This is a genomic window from Bdellovibrio sp. KM01, assembly GCF_013752535.1.
Taxonomy (GTDB): domain Bacteria; phylum Bdellovibrionota; class Bdellovibrionia; order Bdellovibrionales; family Bdellovibrionaceae; genus Bdellovibrio.
Map to the genome: position 1 here is coordinate 3,626,003 of NZ_CP058348.1, position 19,622 is coordinate 3,645,624.

Here is a 19,622-nt window from a genome sequence, read left to right on the forward strand (position 1 = left end):
GATTTGGCGGATTCAGATGGATCTATATTGGATTTGAGGACCTTAAAACTCGACAGAGAACAAAATACGGCAATCAGTGTTCAGGGCCTAAACACTGGATAACATGCTCTATTTACTGACTTTTCCCAGAGGTTTCAAGGAACCGACCTTTCCTACTTTTGAAGGAAGTGCATGCTGTATTTTTTCTGACATCCAGGGATCAATCGCAATCAGTTTTTCAAGGTTTAAACCGGTTTTAATGCCCATCCCATGGAACATATAAACAACGTCTTCCGTTGCCACATTGCCTGTTGCCCCCGGAGCGTAAGGGCAACCACCCAAACCACCCAGGCTGGTATCAAAGACACGAACACCCGTTTCGTAAGCGGCAAGAATATTAGCCAAGGCTTGCCCGCGAGTATCATGGAAATGGCCCGCCAATTTTCTAACTGGAACGACCTTTTTGATTTTCTTAAACAGAGATTGAACCTGACCCACATTAGCGACACCGATCGTGTCGCCGATAGACAGCTCATACACGCCAAGCTTATGCATTCTTTGCGCAAGCTTCACTACACGAGCTTCAGGAACTTTGCCTTCGAAGGGACAACCAAAGCAGGTGGAAAGATAACCGCGCACTTTGATTTTATGCTTTTTTGCTAAAGCCATCACTGGTTCGAAACGTTTAAAGCTTTCATCGATGGAACAATTGATATTTTTCAAAGAGAACGATTCCGAACAAGCGGCAAAGATCGCGACTTCTTTAACACCACTAGCGATCGCATCTTGCATGCCACGCTCATTGGGAACCAAAACCGAAAATTCAGTTTTCTTAGGAATCTGACCGGATTTTTGAAGACTGAAAGCTTTGCCAACGACTTCTTTTGTTCCCGCCATTTGCGGAACCCACTGCGGAGAAACAAAGGCCCCGATTTCCACGCGCTTCGTTCCAGCATCAATCAGTCGGCGAGCGAATTCAACACGAGTGTCGGCATCCAAAACGACTTTCTCGTTTTGCAAACCATCTCGTAATCCCATTTCCACAATCGCAACTGAATTCTTAGCCATAATTTTTCTATTCGGCAGAAGGTTTGATTTTCACAAGGGCTTTACCCAAAGCAACTTGCTCGCCAACCACACAAGAAATGTTTTCCACAGTTCCTGCGATATCGCTTTTTAGAGTGTACTCCATTTTCATGGCTTCCATCACCAAAACTGCTTGGCCAGCCTTCACTTCCGCGCCAGCTTGAACCAGAATTTTTGTAACTTTACCCGGCATTGGAGACATCACCGTGTCAGAGGAGCCACCGGCTCCGGCTTTCTTACGTGACTTTCGTCCCGTTCCCGCATCCATCGTGAAAGTGCGCCCGTTTGCGTGAACCCACAATGTTCCCGCAAGCAATTGGGCTTGAGCTTTGTGATCAACTCCGTTGATACGTACTTTGACTTCCATTAGATACCTCTCCAGTAAGTCATCCATGGGGATGCACTTGCAGATGCTGTTACACTCGCTTGCTGAGTTCCCCGAGCCTGAGCCAAGGCTGCAGCTGCGATTTTCTTTTCAGTATCTGTTAGCTCGGGTTCTTTGATTGGATCTGCGAAATATGTTTCGATGAATCTTGTCGTCATCGTTCCCATCACAAATTCTTTGTGGGACAAGATCTCGATCAAATAAGGAATGTTTGTGTGAACGCCAAAAACCACAGAGTCCTTAAGAACGTGGATCATTTTTTGAATAGCCCGTGGACGGCTTTCATCCCATACGATCACTTTCGCAATCATCGGATCATAGTACGGCGTAATAGTATCACCAGAATCAAAACCATATTCGTAACGACGACCCGGCCCCTCGGGCCATTCCACATGCCCCAACAAGCCTGTGCTTGGTACGCCACCTAAGAATGGATTTTCAGCATAGATACGACATTCGATCGAGTGACCACGAGGAACTCGAATCATTTTTGGATCGTGGATGTATTCACCTTGTGCAGTCAGGATTTGCATTTTCACCAAATCCACACCCAGCACTTCTTCCGTCACGGGGTGTTCAACTTGCAAACGAGTATTTACTTCAAGCAAATAGAATTCACCATCTTGCAAAAGGAACTCAACTGTTCCCGCGCCTTTGTATTTGCCCAAAGTTGCAATCGCGCACGCAGCCTCGCCCATACGACGACGAAGTTCTTCCGTCAGTGAAGGAGAAGTTGCCTCTTCAATAATTTTTTGGTGTCGACGTTGTACGGAGCACTCACGGTCAAAGAAATGCACCACATTTCCTGTGGCGTCTCCGAAGATTTGGAATTCAATGTGCTTGGCACGATCCAGGTATTTTTCCAGGAAAACTTTTGGCGAACCAAAAGCAGATTGAGCTTCACGTTGCGCAGATTCAATCAGCTCTGCCGCTTCAGCAGAAGACTTGATCAACTTCATACCACGGCCACCACCACCGGCAGCCGCTTTGACGATCACTGGATATCCGATGCGTTCCGCTTCAGTGATCAAGTTTGGAACTTGTTGGTTTTCGCCTTGATAACCAGGCACCAAAGGCAGGCCTGCTTTTTTTGCAAGTTCTTTACAATGAACTTTATCACCCAAAGAGCGAATTGATTCCGCAGATGGACCGATAAAAGTTAATCCCGCTTTACCAACGGCTTCCGCAAAGTCAGCATTCTCAGACAAAAAGCCAAAGCCAGGATGAATCGCTTGCGCGCCACCAGCCAAGGCTCCATTGATATTCGCTTCGATATTCAGATAACTTTCAGCAGTCGCTGCAGGACCAATACAGATGGTTTTAGTCGCCATTCTGTAAGCTCGAGAATTGATGTCCGCTTCCGAGTGCAAAAGAACCGTTTCGATTCCCAACTCTTCGCAAGCTTTGATGATACGAACCGCGACTTCTCCGCGATTGGCGATAGCGATACGACTGAATTTTCCAGGCATTTTCGTCATGGTGCAAAAGCTCCAATTTAAGAGCTTTATCTATATCGACGAATCTGGCTTAAAGCAACGAAAAGGCGGCGTTTTTCCATGCCTGAAGAAATGGAAAACCCGCTAATTTTGGGGCGGGACTTCGGCCGTGCGGGAAGTCAAAGAGCTTCCAGAAGAAGCTATCATTACACATATAATGGCAACCACTTGCATGGGTGACAGTTGTTCACTTAGGAACAGATACCCCATGACAGCGGCAGCTGCCGGCTCCAGGCTCATCAAAACACCGAAAGTCTTGGAAGGGATTCGTCTCAAGGCGATCATTTCCAAAGAATATGGAAGAGCACTAGAGAAAACCGCCACCGCAAAAGCCATCAGCCAAATCTGTCCTGAGTACTCTGCAAAACGCAACTGGGGAATCGATGTGGGTGACACAGTAATCGCCGCTGCCAACATCCCCATCGCCGTCGCTGTTCCACCTTTGATATGATGGCCCAGCTTTTTACCGAATATAATATACAATCCCCAAAAGGCCCCCGCACCCAGCGCGAAAAGAACTCCTATCACATCAATACTTTGGGAAAAATCAGAATGAGGCAGAATCAAAACGATTCCGCACGCCGCAAAAAATGCCCACATCAAATCCAATAGCTTTTTTGATGCAAACATGGCGACAGTTAAGGGACCTGTGAACTCCAAAGCTACCGCCACACCCAATGGAATTCTTTCCAGCGCCAAGTAGAACAGCAGGTTCATTGCACCCAAAGAAAGTCCATATATCGCAACAGCAATTAAAGATTTTTTTGAAAACTTATGCTTCCACGGCTGATAAATCGCCAACAGTATTAGAGCAGAAATCCAAACGCGCAAAAACGTCGTCGCTTGCGGACCCAAAACAGGAAATAACTGTTTTGCAAATGTGGCACCCGCCTGTATGGATACCATCGCAATTAAAAGGCAAAGAATTGCTTTTAACTTCTCCAAGACGGTTCACGCTTTTCCAGGAAAGACTTCAAACCTTCCTGGCCTTCATCGCTGGCGCGACGTTCAGCAATCAAATGAGTTGTGCGATCACGTTGTTGCTCCCAAGTCATGTTTGCGATGTCATTCAAAAGCTTTTTCGTTTCACGAACAGCCTCGGGCCCACCTTGTTTGTAGTTCCCTAGGACCTTTTGCAAAACATTGTGACCTTCACCCGCCGGGCACACGTCTGTCACCAGACCTGCTTGCTGCGCCACTTGCGGATTGAATACCACTCCCGAAAGCATCAAGGGACGAACTTTGCCAGCAACGGCTTTTCTTTGTACGAAAGCACTGATAACGGCCGGAGCAATTCCCAACTTCACTTCACTGAAACAAAACTGTGTACCCTCTTCAGCGATAACTTCATCACAAACCGCAACCAGGCCAAGGGCGCCACCAAAAGCAGCGCCGTGAACCAAACCGATTACAGGCAAAGAGCATTTAGCGATCGTTTCAAACATGCTGAAAAGACGCAAAGAATCTTCACGGTTTTGGTGATAAGAGAAATTCACCATTTCTCTCATCCAATTCAAATCCGCCCCGGCACAAAAGGATTTACCCTCCCCCTGCAGAACGATGGCGCGAAGATCTGTGCGATTTGCCAACTGATGAAATGTCTCTGTGATTTCAGAAATCATTTCCGGATTAAAGGCATTGCGCACATCGGGCCTATTCAATTTCACATAGGCCACATGATCCATTTCAACCGTGTTAATAAAAGTCATGAAGCAGTCCTACATTCTGAATACGCCTTGAGATTTTTCACCCCAAGACTTGTTAAGGCTGGCAGCAATACCCAAGCCCAAAACTTTACGAGTATCCGCAGGATCGATGATGCCATCGTCCCACAAACGAGCTGATGAATAATATGCGGAGCTTTCGTGTTCGTACTTTTCAAGCGTCGGACGCTTGAACTCGGCTTGCTCTTCAGTTCCCATCGTTTGGCCTTTAGCAGCCATTTGATCCAACTTCACAGTCAATAAAACGTTGGCAGCTTGCTCGCCACCCATCACGCTGATCTTGGCATTTGGCCACATCCACAATTGACGTGGCTGATAAGCACGACCGCACATACCATAGTTTCCAGCACCATAAGATCCACCAATCACGACTGTGAATTTGGGAACGTGAGCATTGGAAACCGCCATTACCATTTTAGCACCGTGTTTCGCGATGCCTTCGTTTTCATATTTCTTACCAACCATAAAACCTGTGATGTTTTGCAAGAAGATCAATGGAACTTCACGCTGCTCACAAAGTTCAATAAAGTGAGCCGCTTTCATCGCACTTTCGCTGAACAATACACCGTTATTCGCGATGATACCGACAGGCATTCCGTAAATATGTGCAAAACCAGTCACCAAAGTTTTGCCGTACAAAGCTTTGAACTCGTGGAATCTTGAACCATCCACGATGCGCGCGATAATTTCACGAACATCAAATGGTACGCGGCTGTCTTTTGGAATTACGCCGTAAATTTCTTTGGCATCAAACATCGGTTCTTCAGAAGGAAGGATCTGCATTGTCACAGTTTTCTTGTGATTCAAATGCGCCACGATAGAACGAGTGATTTCCACTGCGTGTCCGTCATCTTCCGCAAAGTGATCCGTCACACCTGAATTTTCACAGTGCACGTGTGCGCCACCCAATTCTTGAGCGTCAACCACTTCACCTGTCGCAGCTTTTACCAATGGAGGACCACCCAGGAAAATAGTTCCGTTTTCTTTAACGATAACCGTTTCATCACTCATCGCCGGAACGTAAGCACCGCCGGCAGTACAAGAACCCATCACGACAGCGATCTGAGGAATACCTGCAGCAGACATGCGTGCTTGGTTATAAAAAATACGACCGAAATGATCACGATCCGGGAAAACATCGGCTTGCATCGGTAAGAACGCGCCGCCAGAATCCACCAGGTAAATACAAGGCAAGCCATTTTCAAAAGCGATCTCTTGCGCACGCAGATGTTTTTTCACTGTCATTGGGAAGTACGTTCCCCCTTTTACAGTGGCATCATTCGCAACGATCACGCATTCCGTTCCATGAATCACACCGATACCCGTGATAACACCGGCACCAGGAGCCTGGCCTTCGTACATATCCCACGCAGCCAAAGTTGAAAACTCCAGGAAAGCGGTTCCGCCATCGACCAAAGCTTCAATGCGCTCACGCGCTGTCATTTTACCGCGTGCTTTATGTTTTTTCGTGGCATCGGCACCACCACCCTGTTTTACCAGTTCAACTCTTTCTCTCCACTCGCCAACGACTTTTAACATCGCATCGCGATTGGCTTTGAAATCAGAGGAATTTGCATCAATGTGACTATCAAGAATTTCCATAGAACCCTTACTCCGCCGAATTACCGAGCGCTGGAGTGTGTTTTAACTTTAACTGCATTTGCACAGAACCCACGGCCTGATCATTATCGTCAAAAATCTGCACGTCAGCCGATGAAGTGGCTTCGCGGCGATCCCTAAGATCTGCCAGGACCACTTCGCGGGTATTTTCCGCCAACTCCATTCGCAATCTGCAATCACCTGTTTGCACTTTAAAAAACTCAGATTCAATTCGCGTAACAGCAATCTCGAAATTTCCCATGGGAGCATGGCGCATCCACAGAATTTTAACGGCCTCGATGGCAGCGCTTAAAATCGCTCCTTCGTGTAGTTGCCCGATTTCATTCATATTGCGAGTGCGAGCCGGAATCACAACTTCGATTTGCGTATCCTTAAGACGAGAGATGCGTAAACCCATCCCCGCAGAAAAAGGTCTAACGATATCGAGCGCATAACCCAGCGCAGCATGTGATGCCTTAGGGGAAACCTCTTCCAAAAGAGCTGCAAAGTCGGCGGCATTCAGACGAATTCCGCGGTCTTCCAGCTGAGTTTTCAGTCCGTCTTTAGCTTGCTGCAGCTGCTGACGCAGGTTTTGTTCAAGCTCAATTCCCTTAGACATTAAGATTGTCAGCCATTGTTGGTTCATGAGATATCCTTTTCCCTACGAGTATTGAAAAATCTACGATATCATGCTCCGATAAAGACTCGAATATTTCAAAAGAAGATTTCAGCTGAGAGGGTTTGAAATGAAGAAAATTGTAAGCCTGGTTGTTTTCGTTGCTGCTTTGGTTTGGACTTGGAACGTGATTCACACGAACGAAGCTATTGGCTTCGAGACGCACGCTGGCATCCAAACGAAATTGGCTGAGTTGATCAAAGCAACATTGTCTGCAAAAAAACCAAACGCGAAAGATTTGAGAATCGAAAAGCTTTGGACTGAATCCATGAACGATAACAAAGTTCGCGCTGTGTTCGCATACAAATTCAGCGAAACAAGCGAAGCTGGTGAAGCGTTGGAACAAATCATCGAGGGCGAAGCTGTTCTTCACCGCGAACCTACTGAAGACAAAACAGACAAATGGACTTTGCAGTCAGTTAAAACAACGAATGATATCGTCGTTTTCTCTGAAGGCTCCACTGTAACTCCTGACACTGTAACACCTGCTGAAGGGACTCCGGCGGCAACGCCTGCGACGACCCCAGCTCCAGAACATCACTAATGGCCATTCCTAATCACTTTGTTCAAATTGATGAAGAGGGATTTTGTGTTAGCCGCGAAATGCGCATCCAAGATCCCAACTCCGGCCGGGAAATCCTGGAAAACCTGAAACTTCATCAAGGTGGAACATTGTTGAGCACCTTCGGCGACACCCCAGTGATCGTCGAAGCCTTCGACGAACCTCTGATCGCTTTGCAAATCGACAAAAATGATTCTCACTGGTCTATTCGTTGTCCCTACGACACCGAATTTTCATTCTCATTAGACAGCCTGTCTGTGGACGAGTGGGATCGCTTTCATGGATATACAAGAGACCACATTCCTTTCGTCATGTCTCGCAAAGCCCAAGCCGCATTCTTTAACATGGTCGATGAATTCGACGATGATTCGGTGACGGCTGACGGCAAAAATTACGAAGTGCCTCCCTATTGGAACTCCGAAACCGATGTCGAAAAGGAATCCTTCTGGAGCCAAATCTATAAGCGCGAAGAAAATCCGGGCTGGAACTTAGGTGAGCCGGCGGAAGCCTTGAAAGACATGTTTCAACGCCTGAAAATCTCTCGTTCGCGCATTCTGGTTTTGGGTTGCGGCGAAGGGCATGATGCGGCTTTCTTTGCAAAAGCCGGTCACGTGGTGACAGCGGTCGATATTTCCCCTGTCGCTTTGGAAAGAGCAAAAAAACTCTATGGTCACATGGAGAATCTAACTTTCGTTGAAGCCGATTTATTCAATCTGCCTCGCAGTTACGATGCAGCATTTGATATCGTTTTTGAACACACTTGTTATTGCGCGATCAATCCCGAACTGCGCCAGGATTTGGTGAAAGTCTGGAATCGCGTTTTGGCCGAGGGTGGTCACTTGATGGGTGTTTTCTTTGCGATGGAAAAGCGCCAAGGCCCGCCATTCGGTGGCAGCGAATGGGAACTTCGCCAAAGAGTTAAAAACAACTACATCCCTATCTTCTGGGGCCGCTGGCAAGCTTCGCTTCCGAATCGCCAAGGCAAAGAATTCTTCGTTTACGCGAAAAAGAAATAGTTCTTAGTTAAAGAGGTCGTCCATGCATATTGAATTCACACAAGCTGATGAAAGCCACGTTGAAGACTTGGTTGAGCTCGTTAACTCTGCCTATCGCGGAGACAGCTCCAAACAAGGTTGGACAACGGAGGCAGATCTTTTGGACGGTCAACGCGTGGACGAAGAAGGTATTTTAGCCGATATCGAGCGCGATGGGTCTGTAATCTTGATTGCAGAAGACGACGACACAGGTCAACTTTTGGGCTGCGTGCATTTGGAAAATCAAAACGGCAAATGCTATCTAGGAATGCTGACGGTAGACCCGACCCTGCAAAACAAAGGCATTGGAAAAATGCTCATCAATGAAAGTGAAGCCTTCGCCCACTTTTGGGGATGCACGCACCTTTACATGACGGTGATTTCAGTTCGTTCTGAACTGATCAAATTCTATGAAAAAGAAGGTTTCCGTCAAACAGGCGAAAAGAAACCATTCCCCTATGGCGACGAACGCTTCGGCAAACCCAAAGTCGAAAACCTCGAATTCATAGTCCTCGAAAGAAAACTTTAGGTGCCAGGTCCTGTTTCTGTGTACAGCGCACAATTTAGTAGCCGTGCATGAATTGCATAATAACTTCTCTTCTATGTATTAAAAGTTTCCCTCGTTTGGTCCTATCTTTTAGGCAATCGAGGTGCCTATGTTTTCAAAAATTGTTGTAGCAGCGGCTTTGACTCTTTCAGCGCCTTTGGCATTCGCTGATCACATGGGCCCCAATGGCGACAAGTTTTACGACGAAGCCGCTCACTTCACGAATGCGTGCTCCCAAGGCCCATGCAAAGCACCTTACTCTGCCATGTTGGTATACAGCCAAAATCCAAGATTAAATAAATTAAGTCCTCAACAAACAGACATGCTTCGCGCAGTTGCGAACTATCAGGCGCAAATCTGGGGAGACACAATTCTGGAAGGTGACTTCCATTCTGCGGGCCGTACACGTTTGGATTCAGCCGTGGTGTACTTTAAGGGTGATCGCGTAGCTGGATTTAAAATCCGCTATTCAGAAAAAGCCTGGAATACTTCAGAGTGCGCATTTGATGGCAGCAAAGATTCACTGAAATACTGTAAAGAAGGTCGTATTAGCGAGGAAAGCTATGTTTCCCCTGATTTCCAAACTTTCTTTACTGACGAGGATCGCCAAGCTGGCTTCTCTTTGGGCTTGAACTAGTCTATGATCGCCGGATGGCGATAGTAATTGAAACTCAAGATCTGACCCGCGTTTATAAAAGCTACCAAAAGCCCGAGGGATTTACGAATTCCTTAAAAGGTTTTTTCAATCGAAAATATCAGGAAAAAGTAGCTTTAAACAAAACCACTCTACAAATTGAATCTGGTCAAATCGTTGGATTAGTCGGCGCAAATGGTGCTGGCAAAACGACTTTGCTAAAAATGCTTTCTGGCTTAGTAACTCCGACTGGTGGAGAAGCCAGCGTCCTGGGATATCGCCCGTGGGAAAGAAAAAATGAATTCCTTCGCCAGATCAGCATTCTTTTAGGACAGAAAAATCAGTTGTGGTGGGACATTTCTCCCGCAGATTCCTATGCATTGCTTGCTCGTATTTATGATCTGGATCCGGCAGCGGCCCGCAAACGCGTTGCCCACTTGGCAGAGATGCTTCAGTGCACGCACGTCCTGCACACGCAACTTCGACGTTTGTCTTTGGGGGAGCGCATGAAGATGGAAATCATCGGCGCACTTTTACACGAGCCACAGATTTTATTTTTGGATGAACCGACCATCGGTTTAGATATCGTGGCCCAGGAAACGATTCGTGAATTCCTGGATCAATACGTAAAAGAAAAATCTCCGACGATTATTCTTACCAGTCACTATATGGATGATATCGCGCAACTGGCTGACAAATTACTTCTGATCAGCAAAGGCAATATCGTGTACCAAGGCACCGTGGATGAATTCGTTGCCAAATCCAATCAAGAACTAGCTCAAAATGAAGAGGTCGATTTTGAAGAAGTCATTCGCCGTTTTTTGGAAACGGAATCTCGCGTTCGCTAAGCTCGCGATTGTTTCCAATCTCGAGTACAGGCTGAATTATTTCGTCGACGCTGTTTTGCAGCCGGCGCTAACCACAGGAATTGAAATTCTGTTGTGGGTTGCCGTATTCCGCGGAGCTGCCACTGCGGAAATCGCAGGATTCAGTCGCGAATACTATCTAGCCTATGCTTTGTGGGGAGCTTTCTTTGCGCGTATCTGCACCAGCTGGATGTATGAATTCCGCATGATTCAAGAAATTGATTCAGGCAGTATCAATGCCATCCTGACTCGTCCGATGACATACTATGAATACTATTTCTCGCAGTTGATGGGATATAAATTCATCACGACGATCGTCTCCATGATCATTCCGATTTTAGCCGTCATCATCTTTGCATTGCCGACGAAGTTCGAACGCATGCCGCTGGCCTTTGCTTTGGAATTCTACTATTTGATCTTGGTTCACTCGATCAGCTTCGTGGTTGCAGCCTGCGCATTTCATTTGAACAAAATCTACTCCTTCACCGGAGCAAAGAATCTGGCATTGTGGTTATTGACCGGTGAACTTTTCCCGCTGGACTTGATGCCCGAGCCCGTGAAATCAATCGTGATCGCGCTGCCATTCAGCTCAGGAGTTTACGTGCCCGTAGGCTACCTTACAGGGCGCCTTGAAATCGCCTCCGTATATCAATCGTTCATTTCTGTGACGATTGGTATTGTCGTCGTGAACATTATCGGAGCTGTGGTCTGGAAACGCGGACTGAACGCTTACACCGGAACGGGAGCATAAGATGGCAGTGCTTAAAAAATACTGGTTCTTGTATCTTTCCATGTTCCGCGCAAGCTTCATCGCTGATCTTGAATACCGCGTGAACTTCTTAACCAGAATCGTGACCGATATTTTCTGGTACATCGCTCAGATTGCGACCTTCGAAGTCTTGTTCCTGCACACGCCGATGATCGGTGCCTGGAACCAGGCCCAAATGCGCGTTTTCCTGGGAGTGGTCTTCGTCGTCGATGCATTGTACATGATCATCCTGTCGGAAAACCTGGATCAATTCTCAGAAAAAGTCAGAAAAGGTGATTTGGATTTGCTCTTAGCAAAACCCGCAAATTCGCAATTCATGATCAGCATGCAAAAAGCCTGCACTCCTGCGATCGGCAATCTCGGAATTGCCACAACCTGGTTCGTGTATAGCCTCCTTCAATTACCTGATTTTGAATGGCTTCGCTTGCTATGGTTGATCATCCTCATCCCATGCGGATTGATCGCACTGTATTCAATGCGCTTCATGATGGCTGCAACGGCAGTAATCTTTGCCCGCTCCGAAAACCTGCAATTCATCTGGTACCAAATCTACAGACTAGGTATGCGCCCTGATTCGATCTATGTACCTTGGCTGAAGTGGTTCCTGCTAACGGCACTGCCGGTCGGAGTAATCGCCAGCGTACCAGCCAAAGCATTGCTGGAACCTCCCCCGTACGAACTGTTCGCATGGGTTGTAGCCCTGTCAGTGATCTTAATTTACATCACCAACAAGTTCTGGAAATTCGCCCTAAAATCCTACTCCAGCGCCAGCTCCTAAAAGGTGCCGTCGGCACCTTAAATTCCGAGTTGCAACCAAGATAGAATTTTGTCGAAGATCTTCATGTGCAACGGCTTCGCAGGAAGCTCGTTGCGAGACTTCTGAGCATAGTATTCAAATAGATTTTTGAAATAACCGTTGTACCAGCTGGATAGCAGGTGTTCTTTGTCATAGCGAAGGCTTTTCCCCGCTGTCAGACGTTGGGGCTCAGTAACATACACGCGAAGCTTTCCGTCGACATCGTGATTGTGCATACGCGCGTACCATTTTTCGATGGAAACTGCTTTGCCAAAGAATGGATCAATAATCCACCAGCCACCTTCAGAATTTTTCACGGCCGTCGCCACGTGGAAAGTCCAAACTGTGTCGCCCACTAAAGCTTTCATCTGACCAACAACGTAAACTTTGCGGATAGAGGCGTTGTCGACTCCCATGCGCAAAGATTCCAAGTGCGAGTTCATCGCACGACCAAAGCAAAAACCCAGATGTCCGCTTGGATCGTATTTTTTAACATTCAATAAACGAGTCACTGGATTGCGAGTCACTTCTTCATAAATATATTTTGCTTCAGAAGCATCGATAGAATTCTTACGACCCGTACCCGGATTTTCAGTGGAGATTTTCTGCATCTGAGAAAGAACTTCCGCATTTAACGCTGTCGCTTGTTCCGGAGTGACTTTCGCTTGATCCGCATAAAGATTTTCAGCCGCATAACGAGTCAAAGAATCATTCACAAGCTTAGAACCCAACAATGACACACGCTCTGGCAAAGAAAAACCAGCCAGCTCTAAAATACGATCCTTACGAGCAATCTGCTCTTTCGTATAATTATCACCAAAGCCCGGAAGAGTTTCATTCAAACCTTTTTCCGTACGACCCAAAGCACGTGCAAATTGCAACGCCGTAGCCTCTTGATCAGAGACCTTACGATCCAAAAACAATTCCACTTCACGCTTTTGCAAAACATCGTGAGTAGCCATTGTCGTTAATAATTTAAAGAAATCTTTTTGCTCAACCAGATTCAATTCAGAACGCTGATTCACCACACGATCCACCAGATCCATCTGCGAATCCGTCAAAACGCGATTGAACTCATTCTCAACCACATCACGAGTCGCCCCATAAACCGCCGAAGGCTCCAAACCAAAAACCGCCTCACAACGGCTCTGCCCCTGCGCCAAACTGACAACAAACATAACTCCAAAAATGACAATGAAGCCGCGACCGAAAGACATGGTTTTCTCCAATACCCAGAATAAAGCAATCCCAAGGCCAAAAAACCCGCCAACCCATTAGATTTAAACAAGAAAAACTGAACAAACCTTAAACAAAGTCCCAAAAAAGCGCGAGCAGCAAGCGAAAGCAAGCTGCCAGCCAGCCCCCAGAACGGAGTCCAATCTTCGCTAAAAAAGAACGAGCTAGAAAGCGCCAAATGCAAGGCACGAGGAGGAAGGCGTACTACCCGTACGCCGACGACGAGCAACGCAGTCAGTTGGCGTTTTATAGCTCGTTCCGTCTAAGAAAGTGGGATTTCGGTTTTGCTTTAAGCCGGATTCTGTCCTATCCACCTGGTCCCATAATTGTCCCGATGAAATTAGATGATCATTCCTCTAGGAGTGACATTACTGTCACCCTCAAGCGATCTTACCCGGTGGCTACGGACTGGCCGTCCTACTAATGCCACCCTATTTGATCTTGCTCCGCGCAGAGTTTGGCTGTTTTCACTCCGGCGGCTCCCCTGACCCTCCCGTTCCCGGTGTCAGGCTCAATGCCCCGGACATTCTCTCTGTTCCACTGTTCCTTACATTACTGTAGAGGGGCGTTACCCCTTGCGCTGCCATATGGAGTCCGGACTTTCCTCCCTAATATCAAGTATTTGAGTATTATTAGAGCGATCATCCGCAAAACCGAACGGGATTTTTAACACCCTCCAGCAAAATTCGCAAGAGGGTTTTCATCGTCCCATATTTATTTTACTTTCTTCTCACTGACTACAAAAGGAATTTTATATGAAGATCTTCGCATCTCTTATCGTGTCTGCTTTGACCCTGGCTTTATCTGCAACAGCACTTGCAAGCGAAGGCCACACTGGTCCTAATCACCACACTAAAGAAGAACTTGGCCAAAAAATGAACGAATTGTTTCCACCGAAACAAATGAAAGTTGAATCTCAAACGATTCCAGCAAAACCTGAGCTTGCAAGCCCAGAGTACTTTGCCGCAGTTAAAGGTGATTCCGTTACTTTGAAATGGAAAGAAGCGAAAGACGCACAAGAATACCACGTGCAAGTAGCGACTGATGCAAATTTCAAATGGTTGGTTGCGGACGATCAACACGTGAAAGCAACAACATTCGACGTTTCTAAACTTGAAGCTGGAAAACACTACTTCTGGCGTGTGGCATCTGTCAGACCAAACAACTGGAGCACATTCCGCAAATCATACTTTGCGACTTCTATGTTCGAAACTCCAGACGCTGCTGCAGCTGCACCTGCAAAATAGCAATCTCTGACGAATCAAGTTCGTCGTCTAAATAGGCCCTCATATACTTTCTTTTATGAGGGCTCTTTACTGGTTCCGCAACGATCTCCGATTACATGACAATGAAGCACTGACGTGGCTCTGCCAAAATGCGCAGCAAGCTTTGTTCGTCTATTCATATCCATTGAATTTCAGCAGAGCTGGAAAATTTCGGCGTAAATTTTTGTTAGAGACATTGGCGAATCTGCAAAATGAGCTCGAGGATCGCGGTCACAAATTAGTGATCACCTATTCTCACCCGGAGGAAGTTCTTCCCCATTTGATTCACAAATATAAAATCGACACTTTGGTTTACACGGAAGAGTACACACCCGAAGAATTGCGTGAGGAAAAACTAGTCACCTCCCGCATCGTTCTTGATCGCATTGTGCCTTTCGACCAAAGGACACTTTTAAAAAAATCTGCTCTGCCATTTCCGTTGCTGGATTTACCGAACAACCTGGCGGAGTTTCAGGTGCTCTTAAGTAAAAAACCTCCGGAAAAAGTTTTGCCAATTCCTTTGGTGTGGTCCGACCCAATCAGGGCCGACGAATTTGAATTGGACTTAAATCGCGAGCTACGCATGTTCATCACGCCCTCACGATTTATCGGCGGAGAGTTGCAAGCCCTGACTCGGCTGAAAGAATTTATCTGGGACAAGGATCTGCTACGAAGTTTTAAGGATGGATATTCCGAGCTGGTTCACTTTGATGACAGTTCAAAATTTTCGCCATGGCTTTCTAACGGCAGCCTTTCGCCAAGAGTGATTTATTGGGAAGTTAAAAACTATGAGCGCGAACGAACAGCCAATGATTCCACAAACTGGATGATGATGGATTTACTTCGTCGCGATTACTTCAAGTACTATGCGCTTAAGCTTGGACCCTTTCTGTTTCAGGCCGATACCAACCCCACCCATCAGCCCCTGGTGAATGATCGCCTTCAACAAGAACTTTTCAGAAGCTGGAAATTGGGATCGACGGGAAAGGATCCCATCGATGGGAGTATGAAAGAGCTTAATGAAACAGGTTTTATCTCTTATCGTGGGCGCCAGGATGTTGCGAACTTCCTGACCGAAAACCTAAGCCTGGATTGGCGTTGGGGTGCACGCTATTTCGAAGAAATGTTGATCGATTATGATGCCGCCAGCAACTGGGGAAACTGGAACTATCTTGTGGGAGTCAGCGAAGCCACCTCCCCCTCAAAAAATCACGGAGGATTCTATGAGCAACCCGGAATTTGAAAGCTTTGATAACGCCGAAATAGAACAATTCTTTCTATGCCCCTATTGCCGAACAGCTATATCAATGTTGGTTGATATTTCAGAGCCAGGGCGTCAAACGTATGTTGAAGACTGCGAAGTCTGTTGTAAGCCGATTCAAATCACTTACTCCGCTGACCAAGGTCGTCTGGTGGATTTTTCGGCTCATCGGATCTAAACAACGTAATTACAAAACTTTAATTCCCAAGGCCTTTTGTAATTTTATTTAAATGCGTTTCTACAGATAGACTAATCATATGAACAAGTCCGCGTACGAGGCTCTTGTAAATTCCCATGCTCTGATTGAGTTCGATCCCCAAGGAAAAATTCTTTGGGCCAATCGCAACTTTCTGAATCTCGTGGGATATGAGCTGAACGAGATACACGGGAAACATCACTCCATCTTTCTTCCTGCCTACGAACTTCACGAAAAAGAATACAGCGAATTGTGGGACACTTTGCGCGCGGGAAATCCCCAAGTGGGCGAGTTCAAACGCCTGGCCAAAAACGGTAGCGAAATCTGGGTTCATTGCTCTTACACGCCTGTTAAAAACGACAGCGGCGATGTGATCAAAATTCTTAGTATGGCCTTCGATATCACTGAAAAAAGAAATTTGGCTGAAAATCTGGAAAGAAAAAACCAGGAACTTTTGTCAACAGCCGCAAAAGCCCGTGCGGCGACTTATGCAAAGTCGGTGTTTCTGGCGAACATGAGCCATGAAATTCGTACGCCATTGAATTCAATCATCGGCATCACTGACACATTGGCGGAAACTCCCTTAGACGGACAGCAAACTTCATTCGTTGAAATTCTGCAAAGAGCGAACTATCAGCTTATGACAATCATCAATGACGTTTTGGATTTATCCAAAGTGGAAGCAGGCGAAATCATTTTGCACATGCTGCCTTTCAGTCTGCAAAGAATGATCGAGGATATTTTATCGATCCTTGAATTCCGAGCGAAAGAAAAGGGATTGCAACTTAAAGTCTCCGTCGCACCCGAGGTTCAGGAATACTATATCGGAGATTCCGATCGTCTGCGCCAGGTGTTGATTAATCTTTTGAATAACGCGATCAAATTCACCCATGCAGGTACGATCACCTTGAATATTTCGGTGAACAATACTCCGCGGTCGGGCAATTTATTATTTGCGGTTTCTGATACGGGCATTGGCGTATCGAAGCAAAAATTCAAAGACATCTTCCGTCCCTTTACTCAGGCGGATGCCACGACGACCCGTCGTTACGGCGGAACAGGTCTTGGACTTTCGATTTCCCAAAAAATTGTCAGTCTTATGGGTGGAGTGATCTGGCTTGAAAGTGAACCGAACGTGGGAAGTACTTTTTATTTCACCGCTTCTATGCCAGCGACGACAGAGCGAAAAACCAGCATGCACAATCCTTTACAGGGACGCTATCAGCTGAATGACATCAATCACTTCATCGAAGACGAGCGACTGCGTGTCCTGGTGGTGGATGACGTTGATGACAATCGCAATCTTCTGGGAATTTATCTGCAAAAGACTGCTCATCACATCACCTATGCTGAAAGCGGCACCGAGGCAGTTTCACTGGTGGAAAAAGGTCCATTCGACGTGATCTTTATGGATGTGCAAATGCCAGGGATGGACGGACATGAGGCCACCATGCGCATTCGCGAAATCGAACGCGAACAAAACCGCCGGCCTGCACGCATCTTTGCCTGTACAGCCAACGCCTTTGCCGAAGACATCGAAAGAAGTATGAGTGCTGGTTGCGACATGCATCTTTCGAAACCAATCCGCAAAGACACGCTGATTAAAGCAATCAATTCCTGCTTTGCTATGACGGAAGCTGTTGGTTAAGGCCCAAGCGATCTAAAACTGTCTGCGAAGACAATCCACCCGATTCTTCCACAGAATAATACACTTTTATATTCGCGGAATTTTCCATCCACTCATAAATCATTCCTGCGCACATCTTGCAGGGTTTATGCGTGCTGTACAAAACAGAACCTGAGGGGATTTTACCACCATGTTCGCGGTAATATCTGTGAATCAAATTTACTTCCGCATGCAGAGTTTTATTTTTGGAGTTGGAATTCACACCGTAACTTAAAACCTCTCCGTCTTTCGAAACCAAAAGGGCCGCAATATTGCGATCGTGATCGTGCAACACCTCCCCGCGAGGAACTTGCATAGAAAGAGCGTGGGCTGCCTTTAAAAACTCTTCATTGGTCGTTGCCTTTTCACTTCGCAACCACTCAGTTAGCTTTGCCAAAGACATTTTATTTTCTGCATTCAGATGACTGACGTTACTTAGCGCCTCGGCTGCGGAATCTATCTGGATAAACTCCAGGGATTCTTGAAATTCTGAATCTCGCTCTGGAATGATGTCACCTGACGCTCTTTTAGCGACGACTTTGATCATACCTTTACACATTTCTGATAACGGAGCGGTGGTGAAAATACGCTGGCGCAGAATAAAAAAGCTGTGATCGACGTGACGATCAAAAAGTCCCTGCAGTAATTTAACCACGGCAGATGAGGGCGCGATAGAAGCTTTGGGAAAATGGGAGTAATAGACTTTCCCTTTAAACTCTACGAAAGCCACCTGGAAAGTGTCTTTATTGAGTAAAAATGCTAGGTGACGGGCTCTTTTTTCGGCGCTCATTCAAGAATTGGTACCATATCAGATTATTTTTGTCTAAAACCGCCGTATGCAGATGATCAAAAACCGCCTTGAAAAGAACTACAAGAAACTTAAATCCTGGGCTGAGCGCGCAGGTATTCAAGCGTATCGCCTTTATGATCGCGACATCCCGGAATATCCCTTCATCGTGGATATCTATGGAGAGCATTTTTTGATCTATGATAAAGGCGACAGCCGCGACATCGAAAAGAACCATTTGCCTCACGTCGTTGAGGCACTGCAGGCACTTTTCAAAGCGGACGAGTCAAAAATCGTGATTAAAAAACGCGAACGCCAAGAGGGCCTTAAACAATACGAAAAATTGGACCAAAAAGATCAAACATTCACGGTCAAAGAGTCCCAAGCGACTTTCAAAGTGAATCTTTATGACTATCTGGATACAGGATTGTTTTTAGATCACCGTCCAATGCGCCAAAAAATCTATAAAACCGTCAGCGGCAAAAAATTCTTGAATCTTTTCTGCTATACCGGCTCTGTCAGCGTTTTCGCGGCCTTGGCGGGAGCAAAAACCACTTCAGTCGATATGTCCCAGACTTATTTGGGATGGGCTCAAGAGAACTTCGCGCTTAATAATATCCCGTCCGACCAACACAGCTTCATCAACGCCAACGTGCTCGAGTGGTTGGACCGAAACCAGGGAAAACCGGCTTTTGACGTGATTTTCCTGGATCCTCCGACTTTTTCGAACTCTAAAAAAATGACCGATAGCTTTGATGTCGAACGCGATCAGGAGCTGCTGGTGAACGAGTGTATGAGCATGCTGGAACCGGGCGGAGTTTTGTACTTCTCGAACAATAAACGCAAGTTTCACCTGTCACCTGCAATTAAAGAGCAGTACAAGGTTCGCGACATCACCGAGGAAAGCATCCCACAGGATTTCCACGACAAGAAGATCCACGTCTGCTTCGAAATCCGCGCACTTTAGTGTTTTCACTTAATTTTTTGATTTTCGCCCTGGGGACATAATTAACTTGCCCCGGGGGTCAAAAGGTCCTATTTACCCTTTAAATTTTAAG

21 protein-coding genes and 1 other RNA gene are annotated in these 19,622 nt (G+C 46.4%); 12 read left to right on the top strand and 10 right to left on the bottom strand.

Features of this window, described 5'->3' with window-relative positions:
• Positions 1–108 precede the first annotated feature (108 nt).
• From HW988_RS17405 to HW988_RS17435, 7 genes are all read right to left on the bottom strand, one after another.
• The gene (locus HW988_RS17405) at positions 109–1,047 is read right to left on the bottom strand and encodes a hydroxymethylglutaryl-CoA lyase (RefSeq protein WP_181605407.1); all 939 of its coding nucleotides are present in this window, start codon (positions 1,045–1,047) and stop codon (positions 109–111) included.
• 7 nt (positions 1,048–1,054) lie between these two features.
• Positions 1,055–1,432: a biotin/lipoyl-containing protein gene (locus HW988_RS17410; RefSeq protein WP_181605408.1), complete on the bottom strand. Its 378-nt coding sequence runs from the start codon at positions 1,430–1,432 to the stop codon at positions 1,055–1,057.
• Complete coding sequence (locus HW988_RS17415; RefSeq protein ID WP_255490101.1) at positions 1,432–2,928, bottom strand: acetyl/propionyl/methylcrotonyl-CoA carboxylase subunit alpha; 1,497 nt, start codon at positions 2,926–2,928, stop codon at positions 1,432–1,434. Before HW988_RS17415 ends, HW988_RS17410 begins: the two co-directional genes overlap by 1 nt.
• A 102-nt stretch (positions 2,929–3,030) precedes the next feature.
• On the bottom strand, positions 3,031–3,891 hold the full coding sequence (locus tag HW988_RS17420; RefSeq protein ID WP_181605409.1) for a DMT family transporter: 861 nt from the start codon (positions 3,889–3,891) through the stop codon (positions 3,031–3,033).
• Positions 3,879–4,655 (bottom strand): enoyl-CoA hydratase-related protein, encoded by a 777-nt coding sequence (locus HW988_RS17425; protein WP_181605410.1) that lies wholly within the window; start codon positions 4,653–4,655, stop codon positions 3,879–3,881. The genes HW988_RS17420 and HW988_RS17425 overlap by 13 nt, the downstream gene beginning before the upstream one ends.
• 9 nt (positions 4,656–4,664) lie before the next feature.
• Positions 4,665–6,272, bottom strand: a complete 1,608-nt coding sequence (locus HW988_RS17430) for a carboxyl transferase domain-containing protein (protein ID WP_181605411.1) — start codon at positions 6,270–6,272, stop codon at positions 4,665–4,667.
• A gap of 7 nt (positions 6,273–6,279) precedes the next feature.
• On the bottom strand, positions 6,280–6,915 hold the full coding sequence (locus tag HW988_RS17435; protein ID WP_181605412.1) for a DUF4442 domain-containing protein: 636 nt from the start codon (positions 6,913–6,915) through the stop codon (positions 6,280–6,282).
• A 100-nt stretch (positions 6,916–7,015) separates the two neighbouring features.
• Here HW988_RS17435 and HW988_RS17440 point away from each other — a divergent pair, with 100 nt between their 5' ends.
• The 7 genes from HW988_RS17440 (at position 7,016) to HW988_RS17470 (ending at position 12,135) form a co-directional block, all read left to right on the top strand.
• Entirely contained in the window at positions 7,016–7,489 is a 474-nt protein-coding gene (locus HW988_RS17440; protein ID WP_181605413.1) for a hypothetical protein, read from the top strand.
• Complete coding sequence (locus HW988_RS17445; protein ID WP_181605414.1) at positions 7,489–8,523, top strand: methyltransferase domain-containing protein; 1,035 nt, start codon at positions 7,489–7,491, stop codon at positions 8,521–8,523. Before HW988_RS17440 ends, HW988_RS17445 begins: the two co-directional genes overlap by 1 nt.
• A gap of 22 nt (positions 8,524–8,545) precedes the next feature.
• Positions 8,546–9,070, top strand: a complete 525-nt coding sequence (locus tag HW988_RS17450; RefSeq protein WP_181605415.1) for a GNAT family N-acetyltransferase — start codon at positions 8,546–8,548, stop codon at positions 9,068–9,070.
• A 127-nt stretch (positions 9,071–9,197) separates the two neighbouring features.
• Positions 9,198–9,725, top strand: a complete 528-nt coding sequence (locus tag HW988_RS17455; protein WP_181605416.1) for a hypothetical protein — start codon at positions 9,198–9,200, stop codon at positions 9,723–9,725.
• A 14-nt stretch (positions 9,726–9,739) separates the two neighbouring features.
• The gene (locus HW988_RS17460) at positions 9,740–10,570 is read left to right on the top strand and encodes an ABC transporter ATP-binding protein (RefSeq protein WP_181605417.1); all 831 of its coding nucleotides are present in this window, start codon (positions 9,740–9,742) and stop codon (positions 10,568–10,570) included.
• The gene (locus HW988_RS17465; protein ID WP_255490102.1) at positions 10,521–11,339 is read left to right on the top strand and encodes an ABC-2 family transporter protein; all 819 of its coding nucleotides are present in this window, start codon (positions 10,521–10,523) and stop codon (positions 11,337–11,339) included. Before HW988_RS17460 ends, HW988_RS17465 begins: the two co-directional genes overlap by 50 nt.
• 1 nt (position 11,340) lies before the next feature.
• Positions 11,341–12,135: an ABC transporter permease gene (locus HW988_RS17470; RefSeq protein ID WP_181605419.1), complete on the top strand. Its 795-nt coding sequence runs from the start codon at positions 11,341–11,343 to the stop codon at positions 12,133–12,135.
• A gap of 17 nt (positions 12,136–12,152) precedes the next feature.
• Here the strand turns inward: HW988_RS17470 and HW988_RS17475 are convergent, their stop codons facing one another.
• Positions 12,153–13,370, bottom strand: coding sequence for a hypothetical protein (locus HW988_RS17475; protein ID WP_181605420.1), 1,218 nt, complete (start codon positions 13,368–13,370; stop codon positions 12,153–12,155).
• Positions 13,371–13,663: 293 nt separating this feature from the next.
• An RNA gene (rnpB, locus tag HW988_RS17480) (RNase P RNA component class A) lies at positions 13,664–14,046 on the bottom strand.
• A gap of 98 nt (positions 14,047–14,144) precedes the next feature.
• Here rnpB and HW988_RS17485 point away from each other — a divergent pair.
• The 4 genes from HW988_RS17485 (at position 14,145) to HW988_RS17500 (ending at position 17,759) form a co-directional block, all read left to right on the top strand.
• Complete coding sequence (locus HW988_RS17485; protein ID WP_181605421.1) at positions 14,145–14,636, top strand: fibronectin type III domain-containing protein; 492 nt, start codon at positions 14,145–14,147, stop codon at positions 14,634–14,636.
• 55 nt (positions 14,637–14,691) lie between these two features.
• Complete coding sequence (locus HW988_RS17490) at positions 14,692–15,897, top strand: DASH family cryptochrome (RefSeq protein WP_181605422.1); 1,206 nt, start codon at positions 14,692–14,694, stop codon at positions 15,895–15,897.
• Positions 15,878–16,093: a CPXCG motif-containing cysteine-rich protein gene (locus HW988_RS17495; RefSeq protein WP_181605423.1), complete on the top strand. Its 216-nt coding sequence runs from the start codon at positions 15,878–15,880 to the stop codon at positions 16,091–16,093. The genes HW988_RS17490 and HW988_RS17495 overlap by 20 nt, the downstream gene beginning before the upstream one ends.
• A 79-nt stretch (positions 16,094–16,172) precedes the next feature.
• Positions 16,173–17,759, top strand: coding sequence for a PAS domain-containing hybrid sensor histidine kinase/response regulator (locus HW988_RS17500; RefSeq protein ID WP_181605424.1), 1,587 nt, complete (start codon positions 16,173–16,175; stop codon positions 17,757–17,759).
• Here HW988_RS17500 and HW988_RS17505 read toward each other — a convergent pair.
• On the bottom strand, positions 17,737–18,567 hold the full coding sequence (locus tag HW988_RS17505; RefSeq protein ID WP_181605425.1) for a Bd3614 family nucleic acid deaminase: 831 nt from the start codon (positions 18,565–18,567) through the stop codon (positions 17,737–17,739). The genes HW988_RS17500 and HW988_RS17505 overlap by 23 nt on opposite strands.
• Before the next feature lie 46 nt (positions 18,568–18,613).
• Between HW988_RS17505 and HW988_RS17510 the strand changes: the two genes are divergently transcribed.
• Entirely contained in the window at positions 18,614–19,531 is a 918-nt protein-coding gene (locus HW988_RS17510; RefSeq protein ID WP_181605426.1) for a class I SAM-dependent methyltransferase, read from the top strand.
• The last annotated feature ends 91 nt before the right edge of the window (positions 19,532–19,622 follow it).